The following is a 26,996-nucleotide window of genomic DNA, read 5'->3' as shown; positions in this document are numbered from 1 at the left end:
CCGGATTCCGCAAAATATGAGAGCCATGCAAAAAAAGCGGTACCTCTCCAGAAGAGGTACCTAAACGCTATTCGTGTTCATCCGCGACCAAACGAAGTTGCTCCCACGCTTGTCTTGCCAGTTCTCGCGCCTGCTCCACCGTATCCGCCGTTGACAAGGCAACGGCCAGCCGTCTTCCAGCGGTGGCAAGCGGCTTGCGAAAAATGCGCAATTGTGTGTTCGAAGTCGCCAACGCGTCGGCCACGCCCTCGATACGATAATGGTCCATCGCTTGCTTTGCTTTCAACGGGCGACTGGCTCCTGGAGACAGCAAGGTGATCTCTGGAATCGGCAAGCCTAAAATCGCCCGGACATGCAAGGCGAATTCGGACAAATTTTGCGTGACGAGTGTTACCAAACCAGTATCGTGCGGGCGCGGTGATACTTCGCTGAAATAAACCTGATCTTTGCTTAAAAACAGCTCCACGCCGAACAGGCCAAACCCGCCGAGCGCTTCCGTGATTGTCGCAGCGATCTGTTTGGCTTGCTCCAGTTGCTCCTCTGTCATCGTATGGGGCTGCCACGATTCGATGTAGTCGCCATCTTGCTGCAAGTGTCCGATTGGCGCACAAAATAACGTTCCGTTTGTGCTCCGCACCGTCAGCAACGTGATTTCCGAATCAAACGAAATAAATTCCTCGACAATGACCTTCGTCGCCTGTACCCGGCCGCCTTCCATCGCCACCTTCCAGCAGCGTTCACGATCTTCGGCCGAGCGACATACGCTTTGCCCTTTGCCGGATGAACTCATAATCGGCTTGATGACACAAGGAAACCCGATTGCCTCCGTGGCCGTCACAAACTCTTCGAAGGAAGCGGCAAAACGATATTTGGCTGTCGGCAAGCCGAGCGTCTCTGCAGCCAGCCGGCGAATTCCTTCGCGGTCCATTGTCAGGCGAGCCGCTGTCGCTGTCGGAATGACCCGGTAGCCTTCCTCCTCCAATTTCACCAGTTCAGCAGTTGCAATCGCTTCAATCTCTGGAACGATCAAGTCGGGCTGCTCTGCTTCGATGACTCTGCGAACTTCTGCCGGGTCGAGCATATCGATCACATAGCTGCGATGGGCCACTTGCATCGCCGGCGCATCGGCGTAGCGGTCAACCGCAATCGTCTCCACTCCCAGTCTTTGCGCTTCAATGATCACTTCTTTTCCTAATTCACCGGAACCAAGCAGTAAGATTTTTTCGGTATAATACATCGAATACCTCCTGTAATCCTTGCGATATTTGCATTATAACCGAACATTATGAGTTAATCAAACAATAAATATTCGTGTTTGGTCGCTCCGGCAAGCAAATGCGGGCAAAAAGCAGAACGGTACGAGACCGTTCTGCTTTTTCCATCCATCCGATGGCGCCACACTTGCACGCGGAATGAAGGTATGCGGTCAGATTCATCGTTGTTCCTGTTCGTACACATCCAAAGCAGCTTGTACAGCCAAGCCCGGATGAATCGGGACTTGATGCCGCAACAACGTTGCTTCCAATGCTCCCAGCAGATGCAACACATTTTTTTGATTGCAGCTGTATCCCATCGTGCCGATCCGCCAAATTTTCCCTTGCAAAGGACCAAAAGAACTGGCAATCTCGATGCCAAATTGATGCAGCAGCATTTGCCGAACCGATTCGCCGTCGACCTTGTCCGGAATCAGGACACAAGTTACCATCGGCATTTTGCAGTGAGGATCGCCGAACAGGCTCAGTCCCATCTGAGTCAGTCCGGCCACCAGTGCCCTTTCATGGCGTTTATGACGTTGAAAGCGGGCTTCCAGTCCTTCCTCCAGCACAATCCGCAATCCTTCGCGCAGGGCGTACAGCATCGACGTGGCTTCCGTATGATGGTTCAAACGGACAGGGCTCCAATAATCTTGCAATTGGCTCAAATCAAAATAGTTGCTTTGAATCGCCCGACCGGTTAAAGCCGTATCCGCTTCTGCGGTTCGCAAGCCGCGTTCCACTTTTTTGCGTTTGGCAATTTTATCTGCGACGCGTTGGTTGTACGTGATCGGCGCCATGCCTGAGGGGATGGACAAACATTTTTGCGTCCCGCCGATGACGGCATCAAGCTGCCATTCGTCGACAGCTACTTTTGTCCCGCCAAGCGTTGCGACCGCGTCAACGACAAGGAGAACATCGAGTTCCCGGCAGGCTTTGCCGATCTCCTCCAGCGGCTGCATGCAGCCGGTCGACGTTTCCCCATGAACCAACGCAAGAATGGTCGGCGGATGTTTGCGAATCTGTTGAATGATTTGCGCGGGATCAAAAACTTTTCCCCATTCCTGTTCCAGCGTCGTTACCTCCGCGCCGCAACGTTCGCTGATCTCCACCAGCAAATGGCCAAATCTTCCGTATATCGGTACCAATACCGTGTCGCCTGGCTCAATCAAGCTGGTCAGCACGGCTTCGATGCCGGAGCGGGAAGTGCCGTCGATCGGATACGCCCAGTGATTTTCTGTGTAAAAAACCGTTCGCAGCATCTCCATCGTTTCATTCATCAATGCGGTAAATTCCGGATCGAACTGTCCGAGAATCGGAAAGGACATGGCCCGCAACACCCGCGGATCAACCTCAACAGGGCCTGGCGTCATAATTGTTCGCGGCGACGGCGATAAATCTTTGTATGTTTTCATCCTGGTTCCCCCTCATATGCCAATGAATAAAGCAGATCCGTCAATACTTCAATTCCTGCCGTCAATGCTTCGGGTGGTGTATATTCCATCGGTGAATGGCTGATTCCTTTATGACTGGGTACAAAAATCATCGCGGTCGGACACACTTTTTGAAATATTTGCGCATCATGACCCGCTCCGCTGTAAATCGGGCGATAGTCGATTTGCCGTTGTCGGCAGATTTGCTCAATTTGCTCGACCAAAGCAGAATGCATGGCAACAGGCGGGTCATTTAACCATTCCTGCCAAGCGATGCGGATTGCTCTTTGTTCCGCAATGCGCTGAAATTGCTGCAGAAATTGCTGGCAAAACTCATCCAGTTGCTGTTGATCGGCATGTCGCGTATCGACCGTGAACGTTACATTCCCCGGAATGACGTTGGAGGTGTTCGGCTTCGCTGTGATGTTGCCGACAGTCGCCACCAACGGTTCCCCCCGTTTTTTCGCTTCCGCCTCCAGCCAGACAATCATTTCTGCGGCGGCGCATAAAGCGTCCTGGCGCCAGGCCATCGGCGTCGTGCCGGCATGATTGGCCTCGCCTTGCAATTCAACGGTAAACCGTTTTTGCCCGACGATTCCTTTCACCAAACCGATTGTTTTCTGTTCACGCTCCAATGTGCCGCCCTGCTCGATATGGAGTTCGATGTAGGCCGCGATATCTTGACGCAAACTGGGCCGGTACGCTCCCTGACCAAAACCGGCAGCAGTCATTGCCGCCGCCAAACTGGTTCCCGCTGAATCCTGCACATCCGGAACGGCGTCCGGCAGATAGCGACCGGTAATGTTTCCCGAGCCCCAAAAACTGAGCGGAAAGCGGCTGCCTTCTTCTTCACAGATCGAGACGACTTCCAGCGAATGTTTGGGTATTCCGTACATTTGCCGCAATCTTGCCAATGCCAGCAAGCTGGCGATAATCCCGTAAGCGCCGTCATACTTTCCGCCGCATTTGACCGTATCGATATGGGAACCGGTTAAAATGGTCGAACCCGTCTGCTCGCTTCCTTGCAGGCGGCCAAACAGATTGCCGACATCATCATAGTAGACGGTCAAGCCCGCCTGTTCCATTAACACGGCCATTGCCGATTGCCCGGCGGCCCAATCGGAGGAGTACAGCAGTCTCGTTACGCCCCCGTCCGGATCGGCTCCGAACGAAGCGAGCCAATCGATTAATTCTTCTACTTTTGGCAACGGATTGGCGGCGATCTCTGCCAACTGCGGGATTTCTTTGTTACAAGCCATTTTGTTCTCTCCTTCAAAACTGCAGTCTGTTGTCCTATTTCTTGCCGTCCACCCGGTTCGTCAGCATGTGAACAAACACCTTGCGTCTACTTCCCGCATCGTCTTTCTTAGGCGGCGGCGTGACGAAAAAAACGAACCATCGAATCGGCCGCGAATTCTTGCTGTTATCTCCTTCGACAGAGATAGGCGAAAACTCCTCCCTGTATAAAACAATCTTCACATACGCCGTTATGTTTGGCGCAATCCTTCCGCTACAATTTGCTTAACAAGCGCTTGATAGCACGGTCAGACTCCCGCAGGACGGTGGAACGATCGATTGTTTTCAGCTCTTTTTGTTCCATCACAATCCGCCCGTCGATCATCACCGTGTCCACATCCCCTCTTGTCGCCGAATATACTACGCGGGAAAACGGATCTGCTTCATAGGAAGGATACGCATGGAAATCATTGAGATCGAGCAGGATCAGATCGGCCTTTTTGCCGGGTTCAATGCTGCCGATTTCCTTTTGCAAGCCGAGCACCTCCGCTCCGCCGAGCGTCGCCATGCGCAACACTGTCTTGGCATTCATCATCGTCGGTCCGTGCGTAACTTTTTGCAGAAACGCGGACAAGCGCATTTCCTGGAACATATCCAAATTGTTGTTGCATGGTGCGCCGTCTGCACCAAGCCCTACATGGACATGCATGCCCAACAGTTCCGGCACTTGCGCGATTCCGGAAGCAAGCTTTAAATTGGACCCCGGGCAATGGCTCACTTTTACTCCGCGGCGCCGAATAATTTGCTTCTCTTCTTCGTTGAGCCATACACAATGAGCGAGGATGAGCCGAGGGGAAGCAAGGCCGATGTGATCGAGATAAACGACATTGCGCATCCCTCTTTCCTGTGCGACATGAGCAATTTCTCCGCGATTTTCCGCGGCGTGAGTATGAACTTTGACATCATAGTGCGCTGAAAGATCTCGTACCTCCTTCAGCAAACGTTCCGTACAGGAAATGACAAATCGCGGTGAAAAAGCGTACTGAATTCTGCCGTTCGCATAGCCATTCCACTTTTCCAGTAAATCCACGCTTTGTTGGATCGATGTGTCCGTCCGTTCCCGCAATGCCGCGGGTACTTCCTCCCCGTGATCCATCATCACTTTGCCCGAGATTGCCCGCAATCCGGTCTCGGCAATGGCGCGAAAAGCCGACTCGGTATGATGGACCGTTTCCATATCGAGGATCGTCGTCGTGCCGCTGCGAATCAGTTCACCGATCCCCAGCATCGCCGAATAGTAGACGGACTCTTCGTCGTGAGCCGCCTCCAGCGGCCAAATGCGCTGCTTCAGCCAATCCAACAGCTCCAGATCGTCGGCTCTCCCGCGAAACAATGTTTGACATAAATGAATATGCGTCTGCACAAACCCGGGCAACAGCACTTTGCCTTTTGCTTCGATTACTCGCTCGGCAGGTATGCGCAGTTCGCTGCCAAGCTGCTTGATCCGGTCACCGTCAATCAACACATCGCCGTAAAAAACGGCATTTTCCGCATTCATCGTCATGATTTGTGCCTGTTTGATTAAAATGGTCCCCAACCTCTCGACCTCCTCGGTTTTTTACGCAAATAACGCGTTAGATCCTCTTTTTTCCAGTTCCCTTCATTATATGGAATGTTCTGTTCTCCATGTTTGTAAAAGGGCAAAAAAAAGCCGCCGCAAAATGCGGCAGCATCCGTTTTAAGCCTCGGTTCATTGTTTTTGGGTAATTGTGATCGTTTGCGTTTGTGGTTCCCACTCCAGCGTTGCCTCCAGCTTGTCGGTAATGAACCGCAACGGCACCATCATCCGTCCATTTTTTACTTCCACCGCAGAGCTTAACTCCGCCACGCTCCCGTTCACCCTGGCCATCCGGCTGCCGGCGGTAAAGGAAATCGTGCCGGATGCGGTTTGCAGAGTTGCTTGCCTTGTCTGTTCATCATAGGCAACCCGCACACCCAACCCTTCGGCGACAAACCGCAACGGCACCCATGTTGTACTGTTGCGCAAGTAAGGCGCCGCTTCCAAGCTGAACACCTGCGTTTGCACTTGGCCGTCGACCGAGCGGATTTGCGTGCCGGAGCGGTTGCCGATTTGGATGAGCACCTGAGCCCGATCCTGATCCGCATTGTCTTGCGGTTGTATGGGCGGTGAAGCAGGACTGTTTCCGTTTCCGGCAATTTCAATCGATTGCGTAAAAGGAAGACGAAGATAAAACGTTTGTTCTTCCCCATCTCGTTCGTCGACCCGCTTTAAATAAGGAGTGACGGTCAGCTGGTACGAACCGGCTGCCGGCGGATTTTTCAGGCCGGCACTTTTGGCGAAGCGTATGTACAAGCGACTGTCCCCGTCACATTCATCCGGTATAGTCAGAGAAACGGTGTTGCCGACTACATGGATATCTTCCGGTTCCCAGTCATTGATCGTAACCTCATCCCGTGAAATCTGCCGGTTTACCGAAAATTCCGCTGGAAACTGGATGAGCACCTCTTTATTCTCGACGAGCTGATAATCCTTTTGGGTAAAATCGATTACAAATTCCAGTGCCGACGACTGTCCCGCTTCTGCGGACGACAACTCGACCATAAAATCGTCCGCCGAACTGGCCAATACCGGAATGGTATCGCCAAATAAAAGGACAGCCATTGCCGTTATTGTCAATGATCGTTTGATGGATTGCCTCATACCGCCCCGTCCTTCCCGTGGAAATCTGATCGTTGCTTTTGTTATGGCAACATCATCATACCATGTTTCGTTTTTCCTGTAGCTCCTATTTTATTGGCAGATGCGCGAAAAATATTAAATATAATTGAACTTTTTAAGCGAGTCCGCCATTTTTCGCCAAGCTTCGCTATAATCAAGGTTGTTCTGTGGCCAGATGCAGTTTGACTGCGATTTGAATTAGTCGTTGGAGGTTATAACCTTGGAAGCTCTTTCTCACTTATCTTTGCAACAGTATTTCACCTGGGCATTTTGGTCCCCATACCTCTCCCTGGTCATGCAGAGAAGCTTTACCATTGTCATTATTTTGCTGCTTACTTGGCTCGCCCTGAAAATCCGCAAAATCTTGATCGGCAAAATTTTCCAGATTACGCGGTTGGACGAAAAACAAGAGAATACTCTGGAAAGTTTGCTGCTCTCACTGACCCGGTATGTGATTGTGATCATCGCCATGGTGATGATTCTCAGCAATATCGGCATCAGCGTCGGGCCGATCATCGCCAGTGCGGGCGTGCTGGGGCTGGCGGTCGGGTTTGGGGCGCAAACGCTTGTCAAAGATTTGATCACCGGTTTTTTCATCATCTTTGAAGATCAGTTTTCCGTCGGCGATTATGTCAGTATCAACAACGGACAAATCACCGGGACGGTGGAAAGCGTCGGACTGCGCGCGACCAAGATCCGCACCTTTGCTCAGCATGTCGTGGTCATTCAAAATTCGGAGATCAAAATTAGCCAAAACTATAACCGTGAGCGGATGCGCGCAGTCGTCCATGTGAACGTTCCCTACGAAATTGATCCGGCAGATGTGGAGCAAGCGGTCCAATCCGTCTCGATCTACATGCAACAGGCCCATCCGGAATATTTCATCCGCGATGAAAATGGCGAATTTCTTGAACCGCCGCAATTATACGGGATTACCGACGTGGAAAATAATGCGCTCGGTGCAAAATATACCGTCACCTCCCTTGTCAGTGATCAGTATTACTTTACCTGTTCCAAGGAATTGCGCAGCCTGCTGCTGAAAGAATTGAAAGCGGCCGGCGTCTCCATTTCCTATCCGCGCATGATCGGCGTTCCGCATATAACGAATTGAGCAAGTGACAGCCTCGGCCTAGCCGAGGTTTTTTGCTTACTTGTCGAACTGCGGTTGAAACCACAGCTTCTGAAAATCCACCCAACCGCGCGGGTGCAGCTTGACATTTTTCAAGGAAGGGTGGGAAAGCGAATCTACCGTTTTATAGGCGAGAAACAGGAAAGCTTGCTCTTCGCTGATTTTCTCTTCCAATATTTGCAACTTTGCCTCCCGGATGGCGGGTTCAGATTCTTGCAACAACGCTGCGATGCAATGGTCTGCGAAAGCAAGCAGCGACTTGTCCGCATGTTGTCTAATGAAACTGAAGCTTGATTGAAAATATTCGATCATGCGCACGATTCCCTCCGCCAGCAACGCTTCAAACAGGATCAGATCAGCCTGTTCCACCAGCTCTTTTCGCATCATCTCAATCCACGGCACGATGTGGATTTCCAGCCGGATTCCCTGTTTTTCGTACTCACGCTGCAGCCAGCGGGCATCCGGTGCGTGCCGATGATACGTATAGAGATGCAACGTTTCCCCGCCATAGCCCGATTGTTGAAGCAAACATTGGCCCATCTGTTTGCTCTCCGCGTTGTCAGCGGCGGCGTGTTTTGTCTCAGGATGAAAAGCATACGCCGGACTGATGCTCGGCCCGGCCAACTCGGTCACTAGCTGGTGGCGGTCCAGCAGCTTGCTCATCGCCTGGCGAAACGACCGATTTTGCAAAATGCCGGGCTTGTTCAGATTGAACGTGCAGAGCGTTGCCCCAAAGATGCCATTTCTTCCTTCCCACGTTTTTGGCATCGTCGTCCGCTCTTCCCCTGTGCGAATTAACAACAGATTGGGCTCTTTGCCCAGCAACATTTCCCCGCAGTCTTCCGGGACCTGGAGCAGCTCGATTTCATCGATATGCGCTCGCCCTTGAAAATAATGATCATAAGCGGTCAACACGCACTGGCCGGATGTTCGTTTGGCAACGCGATATGCTCCCGAACCGACAGGCTGGACCAATTCCGCGTCTACTGACAGCGAATAAAGATCGGCTGGAACAATCGAAGCGGGGACATAGCTGAGATAATGCAGGAACAGTGAATGCGGCTTGTTTAGCTGAATTCGAACCAGATAGTTGGAGAGCAGCGTCATCTCTTCGATCGCATTCGTCAACCATTTATGCGGAGAATTACGCAAGCGTCGCAAGCTGTGGATCACATCGGCCGCAGTCAACTCGCGGCCATGATGGAAGCGGATGCCTTTGCGTAAATAAAAAGTCCATTCTGTTTTGGCACCGTTTGCTTCCCAGGCGTGGGCGATCCCCGGCAAGAACTTGTCCGTCTCGTGGTCATACTCGAGCAACGTATTAAAAATTTGACTAATCAGATGTGCATCCAAGGCGTAAAACGCCATCGCCGGATCAAGCGTATGAATCGGCCGAAAAATGGGCAACTTCAATGTTTCGCGATACGCTTCCGCCTGATCGGCCACCTGGTAGCCAAAATATTGCGTGAGCCAATAGAGAAAGGTTGTTTTCAATGATGAATGCTGGTTGGCATAACGGTTGAGCAAGACAAAAGCTGCTTCCAACCGGCCATTTTCCGCATACTTTTTACATTGCGCAAGCAACAATTCATCCGCGTCCATGCAAAAAGTCAACAGAGACATATGTCCCCTGCCTTTGCCGGAAGCAAAGCGGATCCATTGCAGTTCCATCATTTTCATCAGCAACAGTTTGGCATTTCGGCTGCTGCAATACAATGCATCGGCCAATTCCTGCATCGCCACCTGAAATGGTTGATCGACGGGAATGTGGCAAAAAGCTTTTCGCAGCAACAGGTAATCATCCAATACACGCATCGGTACGCTCCGTTCAGTCAAGAAAAGTTGTAAAATCGCAGAAGAAAATTGGCATTTTTCCTCCGCCACTCCCCTCCTATAATTAAGCTGACAGCAAAAGTCGGGAGGAATTTACAGTGAAATCGGAAATCGAAACCACAGGTCAATTGCACATTTTGCGGAAAAATCAGTCGTTTTCCATCATGTTAATCAGTGTCTTGTTTTTGACGATTGGCAGCAAACTGTATGAAATCATTTTGCCGTTGATGATGTATGAGCTGAGCCATTCTTCGGTGATTATGGCCAACATGCGCACAGCCGAACTGCTGCCCAATTTCTTTTTCGCCATCCTCATCGGCGTCATCGTCGATCGCGTCGATCAGAAACGTTGGGTTATCTGGATGATCGGTCTGCAGGCACTTTTGTTGCTGCTCTTTGTCCTGTTATACAAGATGAATACACAGGCGATGTATGCCTATTATGTGCTTGGATTTTTGTTGATGACGTTGAATTATGGCTACTTCAACGCGCAGGTCAGTCTGGTCAAACGCATCGTTCCTTCCCCGCAACTGACCATGGCCAATGCCCGACTGTCGTTGACGGAAACATTGGTCAGCATTTTGGGGCCGGCTTTGTCCGGGCTCGTGCTGATGTTGCCGGACACGTCCGATGGCATCGTGCTCACGGCAATTTGTTACGGACTTTGCTTGCTTCTCTTTTCCCAGCTAACCCTCCCGCACCAAACCGATTCCCGGCCAAGGAGCAGCTTCTGGCAAGAAATCAAGGAAGGCTGGCTGATTTTTTGCGCCAATCGCTCCCTTTGGATGCTGACTGGGTTCGTCATTTTTGTCAACTGTACCTCCTGCGTAGTCAGTATGACAACGATTTATTATGCCAAGGATGTGCTGCAGCTGTCTTCCGCTATGCTGGCGCTCGCGCTGTCAGCTTCCGGGATCGGCGGACTGGCCGCCGGTTTGTTGACCAGCAAGTGGCGCTCCCGCTTTGGCTTGGGCAAAGTGTATGGCTGTTCGGTGTTGACTTACGCCTTGGCCTACCTGCTGCTCTCTTTTTCTGCTTCGTCCCTCTTCTTGTTTGTTGTGGCCCTTTTGGCGATTGGCTTTGCGACTTCCTTGCATACGATTACGGTTTATGCCTTTCGCCAAGAGCAAACTCCCGCCGATGTGATGGGGCGAATCGCCGGAATCACCGGTACGCTGTTCCGCTTCGGAATGCCTCTGGCGATGTATGCTTCGGGGTATTTGATTGAATGGTATGGAGGTTCGGTCATTTTTGTCGCATCCGCCATCTGGAACGCGGTGATCGGGGTTGTTTTGCTCAAGACTCATTTGTGGAAAGTTGCCTGATCGCAAGCTTCTCCACGCTCATCAAACTTGCCGATCCGTTGCGGTTGCGGGCAAAATCAGGGCAAGATTTTCTCGCAGCAGAAACCCGATGATGGTCAGCAGCAAACTGACGGCCAACTGGCGGGTTTGACAATAACCGAATATTCCGAGTTCGCGGAAGATGCAAAAATGGCATGCCACGCTTCAGCCTGCACGCTTACAGATCGTGCACAAAATCCACTTGTCCGACAAACCGGACAAACTCATCGACCATTTTCAATTGCCGGGACTGTTGTTGATACAACATCCATGTCCGGCGTACGATCGGCTCCCCGGCCCGATCGGTCAGCCGGATTTGATAAAGCTGATCGTGCTGATTTAACAGAACGCTTGCCAAGATGGCATAGCCCAACCCATTGACCACCATCTCTTTGCACGTGTCGCTTTTGTCCACTTCCATCGCGATGTACGGAGGTTGGGAAAACATTTCGTGCCACCAATCGTCGATCATCGCCTTCATCAGCAGATCTTTTTCATATTCAATCCGCGGCCGCGCAGGCAGGTCGGCCAACTCGATCTTTTCTTTGGAAGCAACGCAGATATGTTCTTCAAACAAAAGCTGTTTGCCGTCCGACCACGAATAGTCACCGCGCACAATGCCGACATGCACCTCCCGGTTATAAACCAATTGGTAAACATCATGGCTCCAGCCGGTGATCACCTGGTACTCGACCTGCGGGAATCGTTGCTGGAACTGTTTCAGCAATTTAGGCAGCTTATGTCTGGTAAAATAATTGGACACGCCCAAGCGCAAGGTGCCCCTGACTTCCTGAGCCATATTGTCAACCGTTTCCCGGATTTGCCGCAACCGTTGCAACATCTCCTCCGCACACTTGGCCAAAAACTCACCTTGTGGCGTGAACTGGATGCCTTTCGTTCCTCTCTGCACCAAGATGACGTCAAATTTTTTCTCGATTTGCTGCAGCCGTTTGGTCAAAGTCGGCTGAGAGATATACAAACTTTGCGCCGCTTTGGTGATATTTTTCTTTTCAAACAGCACTTTCAGCATCAACCAATCTCTCTCGTCCATTTCTCGCTTCCTCTTTGCTTAAACCGAATTTTTCAGATTCTCACTCCAACGTACCATATTCCAAGTGGAAACGACAGAAAAAAAGAGAACCGTCGCGCTGACGGTTCTCTTTTACCGATAATGCTGGCCATCCTGCATCGTTTGCATACATTCCTCGCATACGCCGAGATAACGTTCGGCCGGGTTTTGCTCCTCTTCTGTCGTTTGCTCTGCACCACAAATTTCACAGATTTTCATGATTGACCCTCCAGTTGAAAACCGGCATCAGCAAGCGCTTGCCGAAAGTCTTGAAGCGATGCGGCCTGTTCGTCATACGTCAACTGAACTACACCCGTCTGTTGGGCAATTTCGACATTGCGCACTCCCCAAACGTCGCGCAAAGCGGAGGTGACCCGCTGGGCGTCCTGGGGCGTGGACATGTTTTGCAGTCTGAACGTTTCTGTCTTCATCGCACTCCCCCTCAATGAACCGGCCGGGAATCGTTTTGGAACGATTTGCCCATTCCTTTTAATATCCCGATCATGGCGTAAAGCGATGTTCGTACTTCCGGGTCTTTCATCGATCGGGCCAATTCCCATAAAGTAGGGGCATTAGCGGCCGCGTTTTGATTGCCCGTTTGCCCCAAAGCGCCGGTAAGTCCGTTCAACAGACGCTGCAATTGGTCGGGCTGGATGCTGCCAATCGTCTGGACAGCCGTCATCGCATTTTTGATCAAGTGCTGCATGCTGGGCTGATTGAGCTGCTGGATGGCCAACCGGCCGACCTCATTACGCTGGATGAGCAGCGCTTTGACAGCGGCCAAGACGCCGATTTCATGCAGGTGGCTGAGGATCTCGACCGTCTCCACGATCGCTTCCCGGTTCTCGGTCAACGATTTCAGGATGACTCCGATCGCTTCCGCCTGCTGTTCTGCTTCCGAAGGCGCCGACTTTTTAATGTTGGTGATCGGTCTCGCCATGATATTCCCCCTCTGCAAACAACTGATCGATTGGTGTGAAATCCGAACGGTTCCATTTTTCTTCCACACGGATGCCAATTTGCGGCTGCCGGTTGCCGAAGCGATGGTTATGTGGTGGCAGCGGCGGTTCACCTGACGATTCCAGCACCTCCAGTTTGACGCTCATTTCCTTGTAATTGGGGGTATGTGTCGTCTTGTCGTGGTAGCTGCTGGTCAGCCGGTTGACCGCTTTGCGCTCGTCAGGCGTATTCATGGTCAGATACAGTTCATGTCCGCTGACATTGTCCGTGACCAAAGCCCGTACTTCCACTTCCCCATAGGGGGAGGTCAAGCGAACCAAAGCGCCGTCCTGAAGCTGACGTTCTTTCGCCAGCTCTGGCGAAATTTCCACCCACGGCTCCGGCACTTTGTGGGTGATTCCCGCCGAACGGTAGGTCAGATTGCCTTCATGGAAATGCTCCAACAGCCGCCCGTTATTGAGATGAATATCATAGTCGGCTCCCGGTTCAAACGGCGGCGTCCAATCGACAGGGACCAGCCTTGCCTTCCCGTCGGCAAAACCGAACCGTTCGGTAAACAGCAACGGTGTGCTGGTGCCATCCGGCAAAACCGGCCACAATTGGCTGTTCCATCCTTCCAGCCGTTCATAGCTGACACCTGCGAAGATCGGGGCCAGTCTGGCTGCTTCCGCCATAATTTCGCCGGGATGGGCATAATGCCAATTCGCACCGAGCAAATTGGCCAGCTCCTGGAAGATCTGCCAGTCCGGTTTGGATTCGCCCAATGGCTCGAACACTTGATAAAGCCGTTGAATGCGCCGTTCAGTGTTCGTGAAAGTCCCTTCCTTCTCCAGACTGGGAGCGGCCGGCAAAATGACATCGGCATACCGGGCTGTCCGGCTGAAAAACACATCCTGTACCACAAAAAACTCCAGTTGCCCAAATGCTTCTTCCACATGATTGGAGTTGGAATCGACAAGCGCCATATCTTCGCCAAACAAATACATCGCTTTAATCTTGCCGCGGGTGATTCCTTCCACCATTTGATGATTGTTCATGCCCGGTTTTTTCGGTAATGTGACCCCCCACGCTTGTTCATAGCGCGCCCGCACCTGATCGTTTTCCACCGGTTCATACCCCGGGAACCAGGCCGGCATCGTTCCGAAATCGCAAGCTCCCTGGACATTGTTATGGCCGCGCAGCGGATACGCGCCCGTTCCGGGCCGGCCATAATTTCCGGTTACCAGCAGCAGGTTGGAGATGGCTGTGCTCGTATCGGTTCCGCCCATATGCTGGGTAACCCCCATCGCCCAACAAATGCACATGCTCTTCGCTTCATGTATCATCGTCGCCAGGCTGACCATTTCCGCTTTTGAAATGCCCGTTTTTTCTTCCGCGTATTCCAGCGTGAACTTGTCCAAAGAGGCGACGTATTGTTCATAACCATTGACACGAGCCTGAATGAAAGCCTGATCGTGCCACCCTTGATCGATAATGTACTTGGTCAGCGCCGACAGCAAGATCAGATCGGTGCCAGGTTTGGGATGGATAAACAGATCGGCCCGTTCGGCCAGCTCATGCTTGCGCAGGTCGATGACAGCCAGTTTCTGACCGTGCAATTTATGGGCACGCTTGATCCGAGTGGCCAATACGGGGTGCGACTCGGCGGGATTGGCCCCGATTACAATGACCAAATCGGTGAGCTGCAAATCTTCGATCGTGCCGGAGTCGCCGCCGATCCCTACGGTCCGCATCAGGCCGGATGTCGCCGGCGATTGACAGTAGCGTGAACAATTGTCCACATTGTTGGTGCCCATAACCGCCCTGGCGAATTTTTGAAACAAGTAGTTCTCTTCATTCGTGCATTTTGACGAAGCGATATAGCCGATCGCATCCGGGCCATGCGTTTCCTTGATTTCGGTTAAACGGCTGGCCACAAGGGACAGCGCCTCCTCCCAGGTCGCTTCCACGAACTCGTCCCCTCGCCGGATCAGCGGTTTGGTCAAGCGTTCTTCACTGTTGACGAAATCCCAGCCAAATTTTCCTTTGACACATGTGGAGATTCCGTTGACCGGCGCTTCCGCCTGCGGTTCAACCTTGAGAATTTTGCGGTCCTTCGTCCAAATTTCAAAACTGCAGCCTACTCCGCAGTATGTACAGACTGTCTTCGTCCGTTTGATCCTCGTCTTGCGCATCGACGCTTCGATTTCTGAAATCGTGAAAATTTCCTTGTAACCCGGTTCGACTTCTTTGGTCAAATCGATCATTGGTTCCAAAACTTCCGGGGGAATGCCCGTCAGGAAACCGGCTTCGCCCAGCATTGACTTTTCCATCAAAGCGTTGCATGGACAAACGGTGACACAGTGGCCGCAGGACACACAGGAGGATTGATCGATAGGCACATCGTTATCCCAAATGACGCGCGGAACTTCGCGGGACCAATCGATCGACAGCGTTTCATTGACCTGCAGGTCCTGGCAAGCTTCCACGCAGCGGCCGCACAAAATACATTGGTCCGGTTCATAGCGGTAGAACGGATGCGAGTTGTCTGGCGGATACGGTTTTGCTTCGAATTTGTACTTTTGGTGTTCGATCTCCAGCAGTTCCGCCGTATTGTGCACGACGCAATTTCCGTTATTGTTGTCACAGACCGTGCAATACAGTTCGTGGTTTTTCAATATGCGGCTCATCGCTTCGTACTGGGCTTCTTTTACCCAATTCGAACGGGTGTCGACCTGCATGCCTTCTGTCACCGCTGTGCTGCAAGCTCGCGTCAGCTTGCCGTTGACCCCCACATGACACGTATCGCAGGATTGGATCGGTCCCAGCATGGAATGGTAACAAATGCTCGGAATGATATAATTTTGCGCAGCCGCGGCATTCAAGATCGTTTGTCCCGGTTCGGCCTGAAAAGCTTGGCCATTAATATAAAACGTAATCGTTTGCTTATCCGATGTTGTCTGCAACCAAAACCGCCTCCTTTCAATCAGTTGGCCGCCCTAATGTAGGAAAGCCAATACAGCAGGGCAACAAAGATACTCCCGCCAACAGCGTTGCCGAGAAAAACCGGGATGAAATTGAGCAACCACGCCGTCCAGGTGGTGTGGCCGGCGAAGATGGCAGCGGGAATCACAAACATATTGGCGACTACATGTTGGAAGCCGATGGCGACAAAGCCCATCACCGGAAACCAGATCGCCAAAATTTTGCCGCTTACCTCCTCCGATGCATAGGAGAGCCAGACCGCAAGCGTTACCAGCCAATTGCAGCCGATGGCGGACAAAAACGCTTGCAAAAAGTTTTCCTGTAGCTTGGCGTCGGCAATCGCAATGGTCTTGGCCAAGAAAACCCCTTCCGCCGTTAAACCGACCAGGTGGCCAAAGGCGTAAGCGACAAACACGGCTCCGACAAAATTGCTCATGGTGATCCAAAACCAGTTGTACAGCAATTTCCCCACCGATATTTTTCCTGCCAACAAAGCCAAGGTGACGGACATCATATTGCCGGTCAGCAATTCTCCACCCGCGATAATGACTAATACCAGTCCCAAAGGGAAGACAGCCGCTCCCAAAAAGCCGGCAAACGTTCCCCACTCTTTGGGCACATTGGCGCTGACCCGAATATCAAGCAAAAAACCAATGGCGATAAAGGCTCCGGCCAAAAAACCGAGAATGAGCAACGTGGCCAACGGTAAATTTGCCTTGCGTGTGCCTGCGTCGATACTGAGTTCGGCGACGCGCTGCGGGGTATGAAAAGCCATTTGTCCACCTCCTCTCCCCTATGCTTTGCTTTTTTTGGACAGATATGTAAAGAAAGCAAGAAAAAAGTTGCCCCTTTTGTCGTGGGGGCAGCGGCTTATTCTCCAGGAGAGCAGTACAATGGACTATTTGTTTTCAGAAAGCAAAGCGTGCGGGCCGAGCTCGGATCAACGCAAGTGAATGTCCGGCTAACGCGTGCCCACTCCTTGATAACTGGGTACGATATGATGCAATAAAGACAGCAGTTCCTCATTCAGCGAAGGCGTATAGCTGCTGTGAGTCATTTGTTCCAGCCTGCGCAGCACATAGGAAAAGTCTTCATAAGAAAAGTCGGTTGGTTTTCCCACATAAATGCGTTGATGCTTGGAAGCCGTTGCTCCCTCTTCCTGGGTCAAAATTTCTTCAAACAATTTTTCGCCGGGACGGATTCCGGTATAGACCACTTGAATATCGGTACCGGGTTCCAAACCGGAGAGGCGGATGAGGTCATGGGCCAGATCAGCAATTTTAACCGGTTTGCCCATATCGAGAATAAAAATTTCGCCGCCTTCCGCGAAAGCCCCGGCCTGGATCACCAATTGCACCGCTTCCGAGATCGTCATAAAATAGCGCACCATCTCCGGATGCGTCACGGTGACCGGGCCGCCTTCCCTGATTTGCTGTTTGAACAAAGGAATGACGCTTCCGCGGCTGCCAAGGACATTGCCAAAACGAACGGCCACAAACTTCGTCATGCTTTGTTTATCCAAACTTTGGATCATCAATTCGGTAATGCGTTTGGTGGCGCCCATCACACTGGTCGGATTAACCGCCTTATCTGTTGAGATGGACACAAACCGTTCCACCTGGTAGGTGTCTGCACATTCCGCCAGGTTTTTGGTGCCAAAAATGTTGTTCTTGATCGCTTCCACCGCATTTTGTTCCATCAGTGGCACATGCTTGTGGGCCGCCGCGTGAAAAACGATGCCAGGACGATACATTTGAAAAACCGATTCGATCCGGTTGCGGTCTTGAATATCGGCAATGATCGGGTGAAGTTCCAGGTGAGGAAACGATCGCCGCAATTCCTGCTCGATCGCGTAGATGCTGTTTTCGCCATGGCCCAGCAACAACAAGGAGCCCGGATGGAAGGCGGAGATTTGCCGGCACAATTCCGATCCGATCGAACCGCCCGCCCCGGTCACCAATACCACTTTGTCCTGCAAATAGGCGGAGATCTCTTGCAAGTTGATTTCGACCGAATCACGGCCCAATAAATCTTCGACCTGCACATCGCGGATATGTTCGATTGTGACTTTTCCTTCGATCATGTCGCTGACCCGCGGCAACATTTTCACTTGGACCCCCGTTCTTTTGCAAAGACCGATCAGTTCGGCCACCCCTCTTTTTTCCAAGGAAGGAATGGCAATGATAATTAATTCAATCTTGTATGCCTGTACCGTTTGCTGCAAAACAGCGCGAGTGCCGACAATCGGAACGCCCATCACCGTCAGCTTTTGTTTTCGCGGATCATCGTCAAGAAACGCGACCGGATACAGTGTGGTGTCCGGCGATTCCAGCAGTTCTTTCACAACCAATCGCCCTGCCGAGCCAGCTCCGATTACGAGCGTTCGTTTATGATGCGGCTGGTATTTGACCGTATCATGCCGATACACATACCAAGCCATGCGCGACGCTCCCATCGCGGTCAACGAGAGTAACCCGGCGAGGATAAAAATTGATGACGGGATCGGCGGGTGCAAGCCCAGCGCTCCCGATCCAAAGCTAAGCACCCAGGACGTCACCATCGCCAGCGCGGCCGCTTTCGTCAACAGCAACAATTCACGGGTACTGGCATATTGCCAGGAACAGTTGTAAATTTTCAAGCGAATAAACACGGCCAACGAGCAGCCAACGACCATCAACAAGGCATACGGAATACCTGCGAGAAACGGCTCGCTCACTTCCGCTTCGAAGCGGATCAGATAGCTGAAGATAACCGCCAGCGCCAGCAACATCGCATCCAACAAAATCGAGATGAACAGCCTATGTTTCCGATTCATCTTACTCCCCCAGAAAAATAACCACTTCCCGCGCATGCGGCGGGTTGGGTTATCATGGCTTAAATCAGCCGTACTTCGTCGTATTTCAGCAAAATACTTCCTTGCGGATACGTTCCAATCCGGGGCGTGTTTGCAGTTCCTTGCAAATTGGCCAGCATAAAGGAAAAGTAGTTTTCCCCGCACAGGTAGGCGTGGAGGTAGCCTCCTCCGAATCGTGGATTAATCTCGGAGATCACGAACTGATCACCGCATTTGAAACAGTCGATATCGATCGGACCTCTCAGCGGCAAGCTCCTGATCAGTTGCTGGAGCAGTGAAAACAGCGCTTCCTCATGGATCGCCTGGGACCGATCGGTTTCCCCTGCACGCATCCGCAGCTTCCGTTTGGCAAAGACCGAAATAAGTTCGCCGCTAATCAGATCAACATAGGCATCGACGCCGTATTCCGCAGCTTGCAGATACGGTTGCACAACGAGATCGTTGCCAGTTTGAAACAAATGCTCCAATGCATCGAATGACTCGGCGATGGCGATTCCCTGGCTGGCGCTTCCGCAGCGAGGTTTGATCAAAACCGGCAAAGACAGATTGCCATGCATGAGCGCTGTAGAAATATCTTCCCAGTCGGTGTACGTCGGTATGAACGGCAGGCCGATTTGCTTGAGGAAAGCACTCGTGGCCTGCTTATCCAGACAGATCTCGACAGCGTCGGCAGGAGAAACGACGACTTGCACGCCGATTTGTTGAAAAGCAGCAACATGCCGGCAGAGCAGAGACAACTCCGGGTCAATCAGCGAAAAAAGTGCGTCGATTTGTTGACGTTGGCAAATTTCCAGCAGAGCATCGATATAGTCGGGATGGTCGATGCGCGGGACGAGCTCATATCCATCTGCAGCATACAATGCCGGAGCCGTGGCATCGCAATCGACGGCGATCACACGTCCCTTGTCGCCCAGTGTTTCCCGCAAACAGCAGATCAATTTCACTCTGCGCCCGGCGCTTGTTACCAAAAAATTCATGCAACATTCTCCTTACATCGTTGATCAAGCAAAAGAAAACGAATACAGTCGCTCGGAAAAAAATTCGTCGCTCGTTTCCTTCGCTCTCACTTCTCTCGCCGTCTGCCGGTACAAGGCAATGATTGGCGGCCGTTCTTTGATAAAGGGCGGGGAAAACACGATCGTATACGCGCCCACATGGCTGAACACGAGAAAATCGCCCGCTTGCGGCAGCGGACCTTTGTGAGCGGTTAACAAGTAGTCTTTTTCCATACATGTATAACCGACCACATGATATTCCGCCGCGTCTTCACGCTGTTCCGCTGCCACCAGTTGAACCGGCATCGGGTGTTTGTGCAGCGTCGGTTTAATGTTATGTACGCTGCCATCAACCAGCACAAAGCGCTGCCCGCGGTTTTCTTTGACATCGATCACCTTGCAAATGAAAGAAAACGTATCCGCGACAAGCGAAATTCCCGGTTCGAGGATCAGCAACGGCATTTTTCCCCTTGCTCCCAACTCTTCGTGCAGTGCCCGGCCGATCACCTCGGCATATTCTTCGTAGGTCGGAGCGCGTTGGGCAAACGTCGCCGGCAGCGGTCCCGACATTCCCCCGCCAATATCCACATAAACGAGCTCATCGCCGAGGTCTTCCGCCAACCGGCTCAGCTTGCGGGTCAACGTGTCGTAGACCGCCAGACTGCGATTGGTGGAAAAATGGCCGTGCAATCCCGTCACCTGTATGTTCGGCTCTTGCTGCAAAATGGCCAGTGCCTTGCGGTAATCGCCGTTTTCCACACAAAAGCCGAAGCGGCTGACCGGCAAGCCGTCTTGCAGCGGACTGTCGCCAGCGTCTGTCAGTGAAAAATTGACCCGCAGCCCCACTTTAATCTGTCTGTCAGGCCGGGAACGGGCGAAGCGGATTACTGTGTGCAGTTCGTGAAACGAGTCCAGGTTGAGCAAACTTTGCCGCTGCAACGCCTCGATCAACTCTGCTTCGCGTTTCAAAGGTCCATTGAAGATAATCTGCTCGTATGGAACAGCAAGCTTTTTCGCCAGTTCATACTCCAGTCCGGAAACGACTTCCGCCCATGCACCCGCCTGATGCAGCGTATGGCAAAGGAATGGCAAATAGTTGGTTTTGTAGGAATAAGCGATCTGCACATGCGGATAACGGTTCTGAAAAGCGCGGTGCATCCGCCGGTAATTGGCCAACAAATGATCGGCGTCAAACAGATAGTAAGCGGATTGATACGTTTCATACCATCGCGAAAGCATTTCATAGGAGTGCATGGCTGCCTCCTTCCTGCTTGAGCCCAAGACACTCGGCGACTGCGGCAATCACTCGCGTTTGCTGCGCTTCGGTCAAACTGGAACCGGACGGCAGACAAATCCCTTGGGCAAACAAGCGGTCGGACACACTGAGCGTGTCATCATGCGGATAATACCGACATTCACGGTAAAGCGGTTGCTGATGCATCGGTTTCCACACGCGTCTCGCTTCGATGTTGGCCAGCGCCAGCGCCGTGATCACGGCTTCGGCATTGCACCCGCAAACCGCTTCATCAATCGTGAACACACTTAGCCAGCGGGTCGACACTCCATCCGCGCTCTCCGGCATCGGCGAAATCCCCGGCAGTTTTGCCAACGCTGCTTGATAACGCTGAAAAATCGCTCTTCTCGCGGCCACACGCTCGGCCAAGACCCGCAGTTGCCCGCGGCCTACAGCAGCCAGCAAATTGCTTAACCGGTAGTTATAGCCCAACTCGCTGTGCTGATAGTACGGGACTGGCTCCCTAGCCTGAGCAGCCCAGGAACGTGCTTTTTCCAGGGCAGCCAAATCGTCGGAGACGAGCATCCCCCCGCCCGAGGTGGTAATGATTTTGTTGCCGTTAAAAGAGTAGACGCCAAAGCGGCCCCAAGTGCCGCACGCCTTCCCGCGATAGGTCGCGCCAAGCGCTTCGGCGGCATCCTCGATGACGGGGACTTCATATCGGGCGCACAGCCGGTTTATGGGTTCCATGCCAGCAGACTGGCCGTACAGATGAACAACGATCACTGCCTTGGGCAAGCGATTTTGCGCCGCCGCCTCTTGGAGCGCGCGTTCCAAAGCAGCAGGAGACATATTCCACGTCTGTGGCTCCGAGTCAATCAAAACCGGCGTTGCCCCCACATACAGCACCGGGTTTACACTTGCCACAAAGGTCAGTGTGGAACAAAAGACCGTATCGGTCGGCCCTGCCCCAAGCAAACGCAAGGCGAGATGCAGACCGGCCGTTCCGGACGATAGAGCCACCGCTCCTCTGGCTCCAACTCGCTCGGCGATCTCTTGTTCAAAAGCGTCTACATGTTCGCCTAAAGGCGCGATCCAGTTGGAAGCAAACGCGTCGAGTAGCAATTTGCGCTCTTCTTCCCCCAAATGCGGCGGCGATAAAAAAATCCGTTCATTGGTCACACTCATTCGCTTTCCTCCGTTGCGCCAAACATTTATTCGTCCATCGCTTTCCTCGCACTGCCGGTGAAGTCCTCCACGATGAAAAACTCCTGCGCCGAAGTCGCCGCGGGATGAACCACTTTGCATAGGGTCATCCAGAGAATGCGCAAATCCAGCCAAAAGGAGCGATGATCGACATACCACACATCCAGCGCAAATTTCTCTTCCCACGTCAAAGCATTGCGTCCGTGAACTTGAGCCCAGCCCGTGATGCCCGGTCTTACTTCGTGACGCCGCGCCTGCTCCCGGTTGTAGAGCGGCAAGTATTCCATCAGCAAAGGGCGAGGGCCGACGAGACTGAGCTCCCCCTTGACGACATTCCATAATTGCGGCAGTTCATCCAGGCTGTATTTTCGCAGCCATCCGCCAAACGGAGTAATCCGCCGTTCATCGGGCAACAAGCGCCCTTGCTGATCGGTTTCGTTGGTCATCGTGCGGAATTTATACAGTAAGAACGGCTTTCCTCCCAGTCCGGGACGCCACTGGGCAAAAATGGTCGGCGAACCGAAACGGATTCGCACACACGCCCATAAGCCGAACATAACGGGCGACAGCAAGAGCAGCAACAGAAAGGCGACAATCAAATCAAAGCAGCGTTTCATCTTGCCGCAGATGCACCGGCCGTCTCGCTCGCCAATCGGTCGGCCAGCAGCGCCAGTACATCATCGCGCAAATCAGCGCGAGCCAAGGCAAAATCAAGAGTAGCTTCAATAAAGCCAAGCTTGTTGCCCACATCGTACCGTTTTCCGGGCAATTCATACGCCATGACCGCTTGCTGTCTGGACAAAATGCGCAACGCATCGGTCAACTGAATCTCCCCGCCTGCGCCTGCCTCCAAACTTTGCAAAATCGAGAAGATGTCCGGCCGAAGCACATAACGTCCCATAATGGCCAGACGGGACGGCGCTTCCTCACGCTTCGGCTTTTCCACCAGATCCCGGATGTGATACAGCACGTTGTCGGCCGCCAGTCGATCGGCGGAAACAATCCCGTAACGCTCCACCTCTGCGGGAGGTACTTGCTGAACACCAATAATAGATGTGTGAAAATGTTCATATGCTTTAATCAAGGATTGCAGACAGGGAGTATCGGAAACGACGATATCGTCGCCGAGCAGCACGGCAAAAGGCTCGGAACCGATAAAGGAACGGGCGCACCAGATCGCGTGTCCCAGCCCTTTCGCCTCTTTTTGCCGAATATAGTGAATGTCTGCCAAATTGCTGATTCGTTCGATTTCTTCCAGTTCGCTATACTTCTGTCTGGCGGAGAGCGAAGCCTCCAGCTCATATGATTTGTCGAAATGATCTTCAATGGCCCGCTTGCCCCGCCCTGTTACAATCAATATGTCCTCGATGCCGGAGGACACGGCTTCCTCGATAATATATTGGATCGCTGGCTTATCGACGATGGGCAGCATTTCTTTTGGCTGCGCCTTGGTTGCGGGAAGAAAACGCGTGCCCAGTCCCGCTGCCGGAATAATCGCTTTCTTAACTTTCATTTCGCATATATCCTTCCTTTCGCGTCAATCGAACGTCCTTGTTCGTACGCAGCAACGAGCACTCGTTCCATCTGGTCGGCCAACTTGCCTCGCTCAAATCTTTCTTCCGCCAAACGGCGTGCCCGCAGGCCCATGGCCGCAAGCGTTTCCTTGTCGCTTTTGAGCGACTGCAACAACGCTGCCAATTCGGCTGGATCTGTCGGATTTACATAAAACCCGATTCGCTCGGACTCCACGATCTCCTTTGTCCATCCGGCAGAATTGACGATTACCGGTTTTCCGGCCGCCAGTGAGTCAAAAAATTTATTCGGTGAATTGGTGGCGAAAATGGGCAAAGGCAGGAAGGAAGTAATTGTCAGATTGCAGATGGACAAATAAAGGGGCATTTCTTTGCGGGGCACTGGTCCGGTAAAAATCAGATTGGTCAAACCGTGCTGTTGGCACATCAGCTCCAACTGTGGTTTCATTTTGCCGTCTCCAGCAAACAGAAAGCAGATGTCTTGTTCGCCCCATTGTTGCAAGAGGATCGCCGCGCGGACCACATAGTCCAGCCCATTGGCTATTCCCATCGCTCCGCCGTGCAAAACGACCAACTGATCGGACAGTCCGAAGCGGCGGCGAAGCTGGGCCAGCTCTACCCGCGTATCGGCAGGGGCCAAAAACAAGTCCAGATCGCTGCAATTCGGGATCATCGCGACTTTCTGCGCAGGTGTCCCCGTTTGCAAAATACCTTCGACCATGCCAGGGGAAAGGCCGACGACCGACACCGCCTGTCGATAGGTGAGCCGTTCCAGAAAACGCAAACCGCCGATAAGCCATGGAGAGCGAATGGCTCCCACCTGGATGGGCGCTTCTGGCCACAGATCACGCACTTCGAAAACAAACGGAACTCCCTTTAGCCATTTGAGCGACAAGGCGACTATCGCGACCGTCAACGGTGTCGAAGTCGCGAGAACAAGATCGGGACGTCGGAGAAACAAAGCAATCCAGAAGGAATGGAACAAAAACAACAGGAAGGCAAGCACTCGCCGGAAATACCCCATATAGTTGGAATAAGCGTGCTTCACGGCAATGATCCGCACTCCGTCAATCGTGCCGGTCCGCGTAAATCTTCCCTGCCGCTCCCCCGCCAAGGGAGGCAGATAGGCATCACCGGTCAGTACCGTCACGTCGTGTCCTTTTCGGACAAAATGTTTGGCAAATTCAAACGATCGGGTGCCCAAGTTCCCTTCCCTCGTTGTAAAGTATTGATGAATATAAAGAATTTTCACTAAAATTCCTCCAAAACGCCCAAATTGCCACGGTTGCACATTTTCCTGTTAGTACTTTATTCACACGCTTTCCCTTCCAGAACCAGACTTCTTTTACCGGTAACATTGGCGCAGCCATACTTCCAGGGCAAGCGGCTGAAAAATATCTCTGAACCAGATCGCGCCTTGGCCTGCCGGCTGAAGGCGATACCGCTCATACTTGGCCAGCAGTTTGTTCCGATCAATCAGACCATGGGTAAAGATCAGGCTGTCAGGCGCGAAATAACGGAGCACTTCTTCGCGCAGCTCCTGCTTCAGCCACTCGCTTTGCGGATTGATAAAGCCTTGCTTGTCTTTGCGCCAGACGATTTCCGCCGGGAGCACGGATTGCATCGCTTGGCGAAACACATATTTTGACCAGCCGTCGCGCAACTTGCAGGCCGGAGATAAAGGTAGCAGCAGTTCAACCAGGCGATAATCGAGAAACGGAAGCCGGACTTCCCTCGACCAAGCCATCGACATGCGATCTTCATAGTGGGTCAAGGCGGGCACCGAAAAACGGGCGATATCCAGCTTTTGCCGCTCGATTACCGTCATCCGCGCAGGCAGTCCAAGCTCAATCGGCTGATAGTCTCGCAGCGCTTCCCCGGCGATATCCTCCTCCCTGCTTCGCAAAAAAGACGGCAAATACCGTTTCGCTTCTGAATAGGAGAACTGGGAGAGAATCGTCCCTTGCTTGCGAAACGCATGGAAAAGCTGATGGGCTTGCCGAAACTTTCCCGTGCGAACCAACGCTTGCAAATAAAAGCCGAGATATTTGCGATAGCCGCAAAGCAGTTCATCCGCCCCTTGCCCGCTCAAAATCACCGTTATGCCCAACTGTTTGGCTTGCCGCATCAACAAGTAATGAGCGATCGTGGAAAAACTGCTGATCGGCTCGTCATTATGCCAGGTCACCTGGTGGAGATAATCAAAGGCTTGCCCGGGCGCAAATTGCAGCATTACTTTGTGCACAGGCTGTTGCAAATACTTGCTCATCACATCGATATAGCGGCTTTCGTCAAACCGCTGATCGTCGCTGACTGCCGAAAGGATGTGCAAGTTTGCTTCAGCAGGAACCAACTGATTCATGATGGCCGCAATCGAGGAAGAGTCGATTCCGCCGGACAGCAGCACGCCTACCGGCACATCGCTGCGCAAGCGCAGGCGAACAGCGTCGGTAAACAGCGCTTTTATTTGTTCGGTCAACGCCGCTTCCGAGGCAACCGGCTCCGCTTCCACCGGAAATTCCCAATATGGCTCTAGGTCAATGTCAATTTTGTCTGCTGACAGATCGAGGCAGAGTGTATGGCGAGACGGCACTTTTTCAATTCCCTGGTAAAACGTCTGTTCATCAGCAGCGAGCAGCGACTGTTGGACGTAGGCGCCAATCACCTGATGGTTGAGGGAAAAGCAACGGCCGGCCAGCTCTTTGACCGTCTTGATTTCGGAGGCAAACACCAATTCCCCGGCCACTTTGGCATAGTAAAGCGGTTTCACCCCAAACCGATCCCGGCAGAGGTACAATTGGCGCTTGCGACGATCCAGCCAGGCAAACGCCCACATCCCGTTGAACCGGGACAACGCTTTGGCAATTCCCCACTGATGCAACGCTTTCAACACCACCTCGGTATCACAGTCGCTTTGAAATTGCCAACCGAGCGTCTGCAATTCCTGGCGAAGCTCTCGGTAGTTATACACTTCACCGTTGTAGATGAGCGCACCCTGTCCATCCTCGAGGACAAACGGCTGCGCCCCTGCTTCCGTGCAATCGATGATGGAAAGTCGTTGGTGGGCAAACCCGACCTGCCAATGTCCCGCTTGATAGATGGCAAGCCCTTGGCTGTCCGGACCGCGATGAGCTTGCAGCGCAGCCGCCCGCTGCAGCCGTGGAAGCTCTAAGTCCCCTGTCATCGTCACGATTCCCGCTATTCCGCACATCGCT

At 52.5% G+C, this 26,996-nt stretch carries 23 protein-coding genes; 2 read left to right on the top strand and 21 right to left on the bottom strand.

The window, feature by feature from the left end; all coding sequences use genetic code 11:
* Positions 1-67: 67 nt before the first annotated feature.
* The 5 genes from purT to JOD01_RS02545 all read right to left on the bottom strand — a co-directional run bounded on the left by purT (position 68) and on the right by JOD01_RS02545 (position 6,644).
* Positions 68-1,237: a phosphoribosylglycinamide formyltransferase 2 gene (gene purT / locus JOD01_RS02565; RefSeq protein WP_204516639.1), complete on the bottom strand. Its 1,170-nt coding sequence runs from the start codon at positions 1,235-1,237 to the stop codon at positions 68-70.
* Positions 1,238-1,432: 195 nt separating this feature from the next.
* On the bottom strand, positions 1,433-2,668 hold the full coding sequence (locus JOD01_RS02560) for a pyridoxal-phosphate-dependent aminotransferase family protein (protein ID WP_204516638.1): 1,236 nt from the start codon (positions 2,666-2,668) through the stop codon (positions 1,433-1,435).
* Positions 2,665-3,945, bottom strand: a complete 1,281-nt coding sequence (allC, locus tag JOD01_RS02555; protein WP_204516637.1) for an allantoate deiminase — start codon at positions 3,943-3,945, stop codon at positions 2,665-2,667. Before allC ends, JOD01_RS02560 begins: the two co-directional genes overlap by 4 nt.
* Before the next feature lie 251 nt (positions 3,946-4,196).
* Entirely contained in the window at positions 4,197-5,519 is a 1,323-nt protein-coding gene (locus tag JOD01_RS02550) for a 5'-deoxyadenosine deaminase (protein ID WP_204516636.1), read from the bottom strand.
* Positions 5,520-5,672: 153 nt separating this feature from the next.
* Positions 5,673-6,644, bottom strand: coding sequence for a stalk domain-containing protein (locus JOD01_RS02545; RefSeq protein WP_204516635.1), 972 nt, complete (start codon positions 6,642-6,644; stop codon positions 5,673-5,675).
* A gap of 238 nt (positions 6,645-6,882) precedes the next feature.
* Between JOD01_RS02545 and JOD01_RS02540 the strand changes: the two genes are divergently transcribed.
* On the top strand, positions 6,883-7,773 hold the full coding sequence (locus JOD01_RS02540; RefSeq protein ID WP_239565123.1) for a mechanosensitive ion channel family protein: 891 nt from the start codon (positions 6,883-6,885) through the stop codon (positions 7,771-7,773).
* Positions 7,774-7,809: 36 nt separating this feature from the next.
* Here JOD01_RS02540 and JOD01_RS02535 read toward each other — a convergent pair whose 3' ends face one another.
* Positions 7,810-9,606 carry an ABC transporter substrate-binding protein gene (locus tag JOD01_RS02535; protein WP_204516634.1) on the bottom strand — a complete coding sequence of 599 codons (1,797 nt, stop codon included), beginning with the start codon at positions 9,604-9,606 and terminating at the stop codon, positions 7,810-7,812.
* 116 nt (positions 9,607-9,722) lie between these two features.
* Between JOD01_RS02535 and JOD01_RS02530 the strand changes: the two genes are divergently transcribed.
* Entirely contained in the window at positions 9,723-10,949 is a 1,227-nt protein-coding gene (locus JOD01_RS02530) for an MFS transporter (RefSeq protein ID WP_204516633.1), read from the top strand.
* Positions 10,950-10,970: 21 nt separating this feature from the next.
* Here the strand turns inward: JOD01_RS02530 and JOD01_RS02525 are convergent, their stop codons facing one another.
* The 15 genes from JOD01_RS02525 to asnB form a co-directional block, all read right to left on the bottom strand.
* Positions 10,971-11,129: a hypothetical protein gene (locus tag JOD01_RS02525; RefSeq protein WP_204516632.1), complete on the bottom strand. Its 159-nt coding sequence runs from the start codon at positions 11,127-11,129 to the stop codon at positions 10,971-10,973.
* Positions 11,130-11,145: 16 nt separating this feature from the next.
* Positions 11,146-12,018, bottom strand: a complete 873-nt coding sequence (locus JOD01_RS02520) for a LysR family transcriptional regulator (protein WP_204516631.1) — start codon at positions 12,016-12,018, stop codon at positions 11,146-11,148.
* Positions 12,019-12,129: 111 nt separating this feature from the next.
* Positions 12,130-12,255, bottom strand: coding sequence for a hypothetical protein (locus JOD01_RS19810; RefSeq protein WP_275581908.1), 126 nt, complete (start codon positions 12,253-12,255; stop codon positions 12,130-12,132).
* Complete coding sequence (locus tag JOD01_RS02515; protein ID WP_204516630.1) at positions 12,252-12,467, bottom strand: heavy-metal-associated domain-containing protein; 216 nt, start codon at positions 12,465-12,467, stop codon at positions 12,252-12,254. Before JOD01_RS02515 ends, JOD01_RS19810 begins: the two co-directional genes overlap by 4 nt.
* Positions 12,468-12,478: 11 nt before the next feature.
* Positions 12,479-12,976, bottom strand: coding sequence for a helical membrane plugin domain-containing protein (locus JOD01_RS02510; RefSeq protein ID WP_204516629.1), 498 nt, complete (start codon positions 12,974-12,976; stop codon positions 12,479-12,481).
* Positions 12,951-15,941 (bottom strand): formate dehydrogenase subunit alpha, encoded by a 2,991-nt coding sequence (gene fdhF, locus JOD01_RS02505; RefSeq protein ID WP_204516628.1) that lies wholly within the window; start codon positions 15,939-15,941, stop codon positions 12,951-12,953. The genes JOD01_RS02510 and fdhF overlap by 26 nt, the downstream gene beginning before the upstream one ends.
* A 20-nt stretch (positions 15,942-15,961) precedes the next feature.
* Complete coding sequence (locus tag JOD01_RS02500) at positions 15,962-16,735, bottom strand: formate/nitrite transporter family protein (protein WP_204516627.1); 774 nt, start codon at positions 16,733-16,735, stop codon at positions 15,962-15,964.
* Between the two features lie 186 nt (positions 16,736-16,921).
* Positions 16,922-18,775, bottom strand: a complete 1,854-nt coding sequence (locus JOD01_RS02495; protein WP_204516626.1) for a polysaccharide biosynthesis protein — start codon at positions 18,773-18,775, stop codon at positions 16,922-16,924.
* 59 nt (positions 18,776-18,834) lie between these two features.
* Positions 18,835-19,791 carry an ATP-grasp domain-containing protein gene (locus tag JOD01_RS02490; RefSeq protein WP_204516625.1) on the bottom strand — a complete coding sequence of 319 codons (957 nt, stop codon included), beginning with the start codon at positions 19,789-19,791 and terminating at the stop codon, positions 18,835-18,837.
* 24 nt (positions 19,792-19,815) lie between these two features.
* Complete coding sequence (locus tag JOD01_RS02485; protein ID WP_204516624.1) at positions 19,816-21,063, bottom strand: type III PLP-dependent enzyme domain-containing protein; 1,248 nt, start codon at positions 21,061-21,063, stop codon at positions 19,816-19,818.
* Positions 21,050-22,231 (bottom strand): DegT/DnrJ/EryC1/StrS family aminotransferase, encoded by a 1,182-nt coding sequence (locus JOD01_RS02480; protein WP_204516623.1) that lies wholly within the window; start codon positions 22,229-22,231, stop codon positions 21,050-21,052. Before JOD01_RS02480 ends, JOD01_RS02485 begins: the two co-directional genes overlap by 14 nt.
* Before the next feature lie 26 nt (positions 22,232-22,257).
* Complete coding sequence (locus JOD01_RS02475; protein WP_204516622.1) at positions 22,258-22,866, bottom strand: sugar transferase; 609 nt, start codon at positions 22,864-22,866, stop codon at positions 22,258-22,260.
* Positions 22,863-23,762: a UTP--glucose-1-phosphate uridylyltransferase GalU gene (galU, locus tag JOD01_RS02470; protein ID WP_204516621.1), complete on the bottom strand. Its 900-nt coding sequence runs from the start codon at positions 23,760-23,762 to the stop codon at positions 22,863-22,865. The genes JOD01_RS02475 and galU overlap by 4 nt, the downstream gene beginning before the upstream one ends.
* Positions 23,759-25,033, bottom strand: coding sequence for a glycosyltransferase (locus tag JOD01_RS02465; RefSeq protein WP_204516620.1), 1,275 nt, complete (start codon positions 25,031-25,033; stop codon positions 23,759-23,761). Before JOD01_RS02465 ends, galU begins: the two co-directional genes overlap by 4 nt.
* Before the next feature lie 93 nt (positions 25,034-25,126).
* Positions 25,127-26,992, bottom strand: coding sequence for an asparagine synthase (glutamine-hydrolyzing) (gene asnB, locus JOD01_RS02460; RefSeq protein ID WP_204516619.1), 1,866 nt, complete (start codon positions 26,990-26,992; stop codon positions 25,127-25,129).
* Positions 26,993-26,996: the final 4 nt, after the last annotated feature.

The sequence above is a fragment of the Brevibacillus fulvus genome (assembly GCF_016908525.1).
Classification (GTDB): domain Bacteria; phylum Bacillota; class Bacilli; order Brevibacillales; family Brevibacillaceae; genus Brevibacillus_G; species Brevibacillus_G fulvus.
Note: the sequence above shows the minus strand (reverse complement) of the source record. Positions and strands in the feature narration are given on the sequence as shown.

Excerpts from the sequence above, each read along its gene's own strand:
- JOD01_RS02495 (WP_204516626.1), bottom strand. The coding sequence starts at position 18,775 with ATGAATCGGAAACATAGGCTGTTCATCTCGATTTTGTTGGATGCGATG.
- galU (WP_204516621.1), bottom strand. The coding sequence starts at position 23,762 with ATGAAAGTTAAGAAAGCGATTATTCCGGCAGCGGGACTGGGCACGCGT.
- JOD01_RS02520 (WP_204516631.1), bottom strand. The coding sequence starts at position 12,018 with ATGGACGAGAGAGATTGGTTGATGCTGAAAGTGCTGTTTGAAAAGAAA.
- JOD01_RS02485 (WP_204516624.1), bottom strand. The coding sequence starts at position 21,063 with ATGCACTCCTATGAAATGCTTTCGCGATGGTATGAAACGTATCAATCC.
- JOD01_RS02535 (WP_204516634.1), bottom strand. The coding sequence starts at position 9,606 with ATGCGTGTATTGGATGATTACCTGTTGCTGCGAAAAGCTTTTTGCCAC.
- allC (WP_204516637.1), bottom strand. The coding sequence starts at position 3,945 with ATGGCTTGTAACAAAGAAATCCCGCAGTTGGCAGAGATCGCCGCCAAT.
- JOD01_RS19810 (WP_275581908.1), bottom strand. The coding sequence starts at position 12,255 with ATGAAAATCTGTGAAATTTGTGGTGCAGAGCAAACGACAGAAGAGGAG.
- JOD01_RS02500 (WP_204516627.1), bottom strand. The coding sequence starts at position 16,735 with ATGGCTTTTCATACCCCGCAGCGCGTCGCCGAACTCAGTATCGACGCA.
- JOD01_RS02510 (WP_204516629.1), bottom strand. The coding sequence starts at position 12,976 with ATGGCGAGACCGATCACCAACATTAAAAAGTCGGCGCCTTCGGAAGCA.
- JOD01_RS02480 (WP_204516623.1), bottom strand. The coding sequence starts at position 22,231 with ATGAGTGTGACCAATGAACGGATTTTTTTATCGCCGCCGCATTTGGGG.
- JOD01_RS02475 (WP_204516622.1), bottom strand. The coding sequence starts at position 22,866 with ATGAAACGCTGCTTTGATTTGATTGTCGCCTTTCTGTTGCTGCTCTTG.
- JOD01_RS02515 (WP_204516630.1), bottom strand. The coding sequence starts at position 12,467 with ATGAAGACAGAAACGTTCAGACTGCAAAACATGTCCACGCCCCAGGAC.
- JOD01_RS02560 (WP_204516638.1), bottom strand. The coding sequence starts at position 2,668 with ATGAAAACATACAAAGATTTATCGCCGTCGCCGCGAACAATTATGACG.
- asnB (WP_204516619.1), bottom strand. The coding sequence starts at position 26,992 with ATGTGCGGAATAGCGGGAATCGTGACGATGACAGGGGACTTAGAGCTT.
- JOD01_RS02490 (WP_204516625.1), bottom strand. The coding sequence starts at position 19,791 with ATGAATTTTTTGGTAACAAGCGCCGGGCGCAGAGTGAAATTGATCTGC.
- JOD01_RS02545 (WP_204516635.1), bottom strand. The coding sequence starts at position 6,644 with ATGAGGCAATCCATCAAACGATCATTGACAATAACGGCAATGGCTGTC.
- purT (WP_204516639.1), bottom strand. The coding sequence starts at position 1,237 with ATGTATTATACCGAAAAAATCTTACTGCTTGGTTCCGGTGAATTAGGA.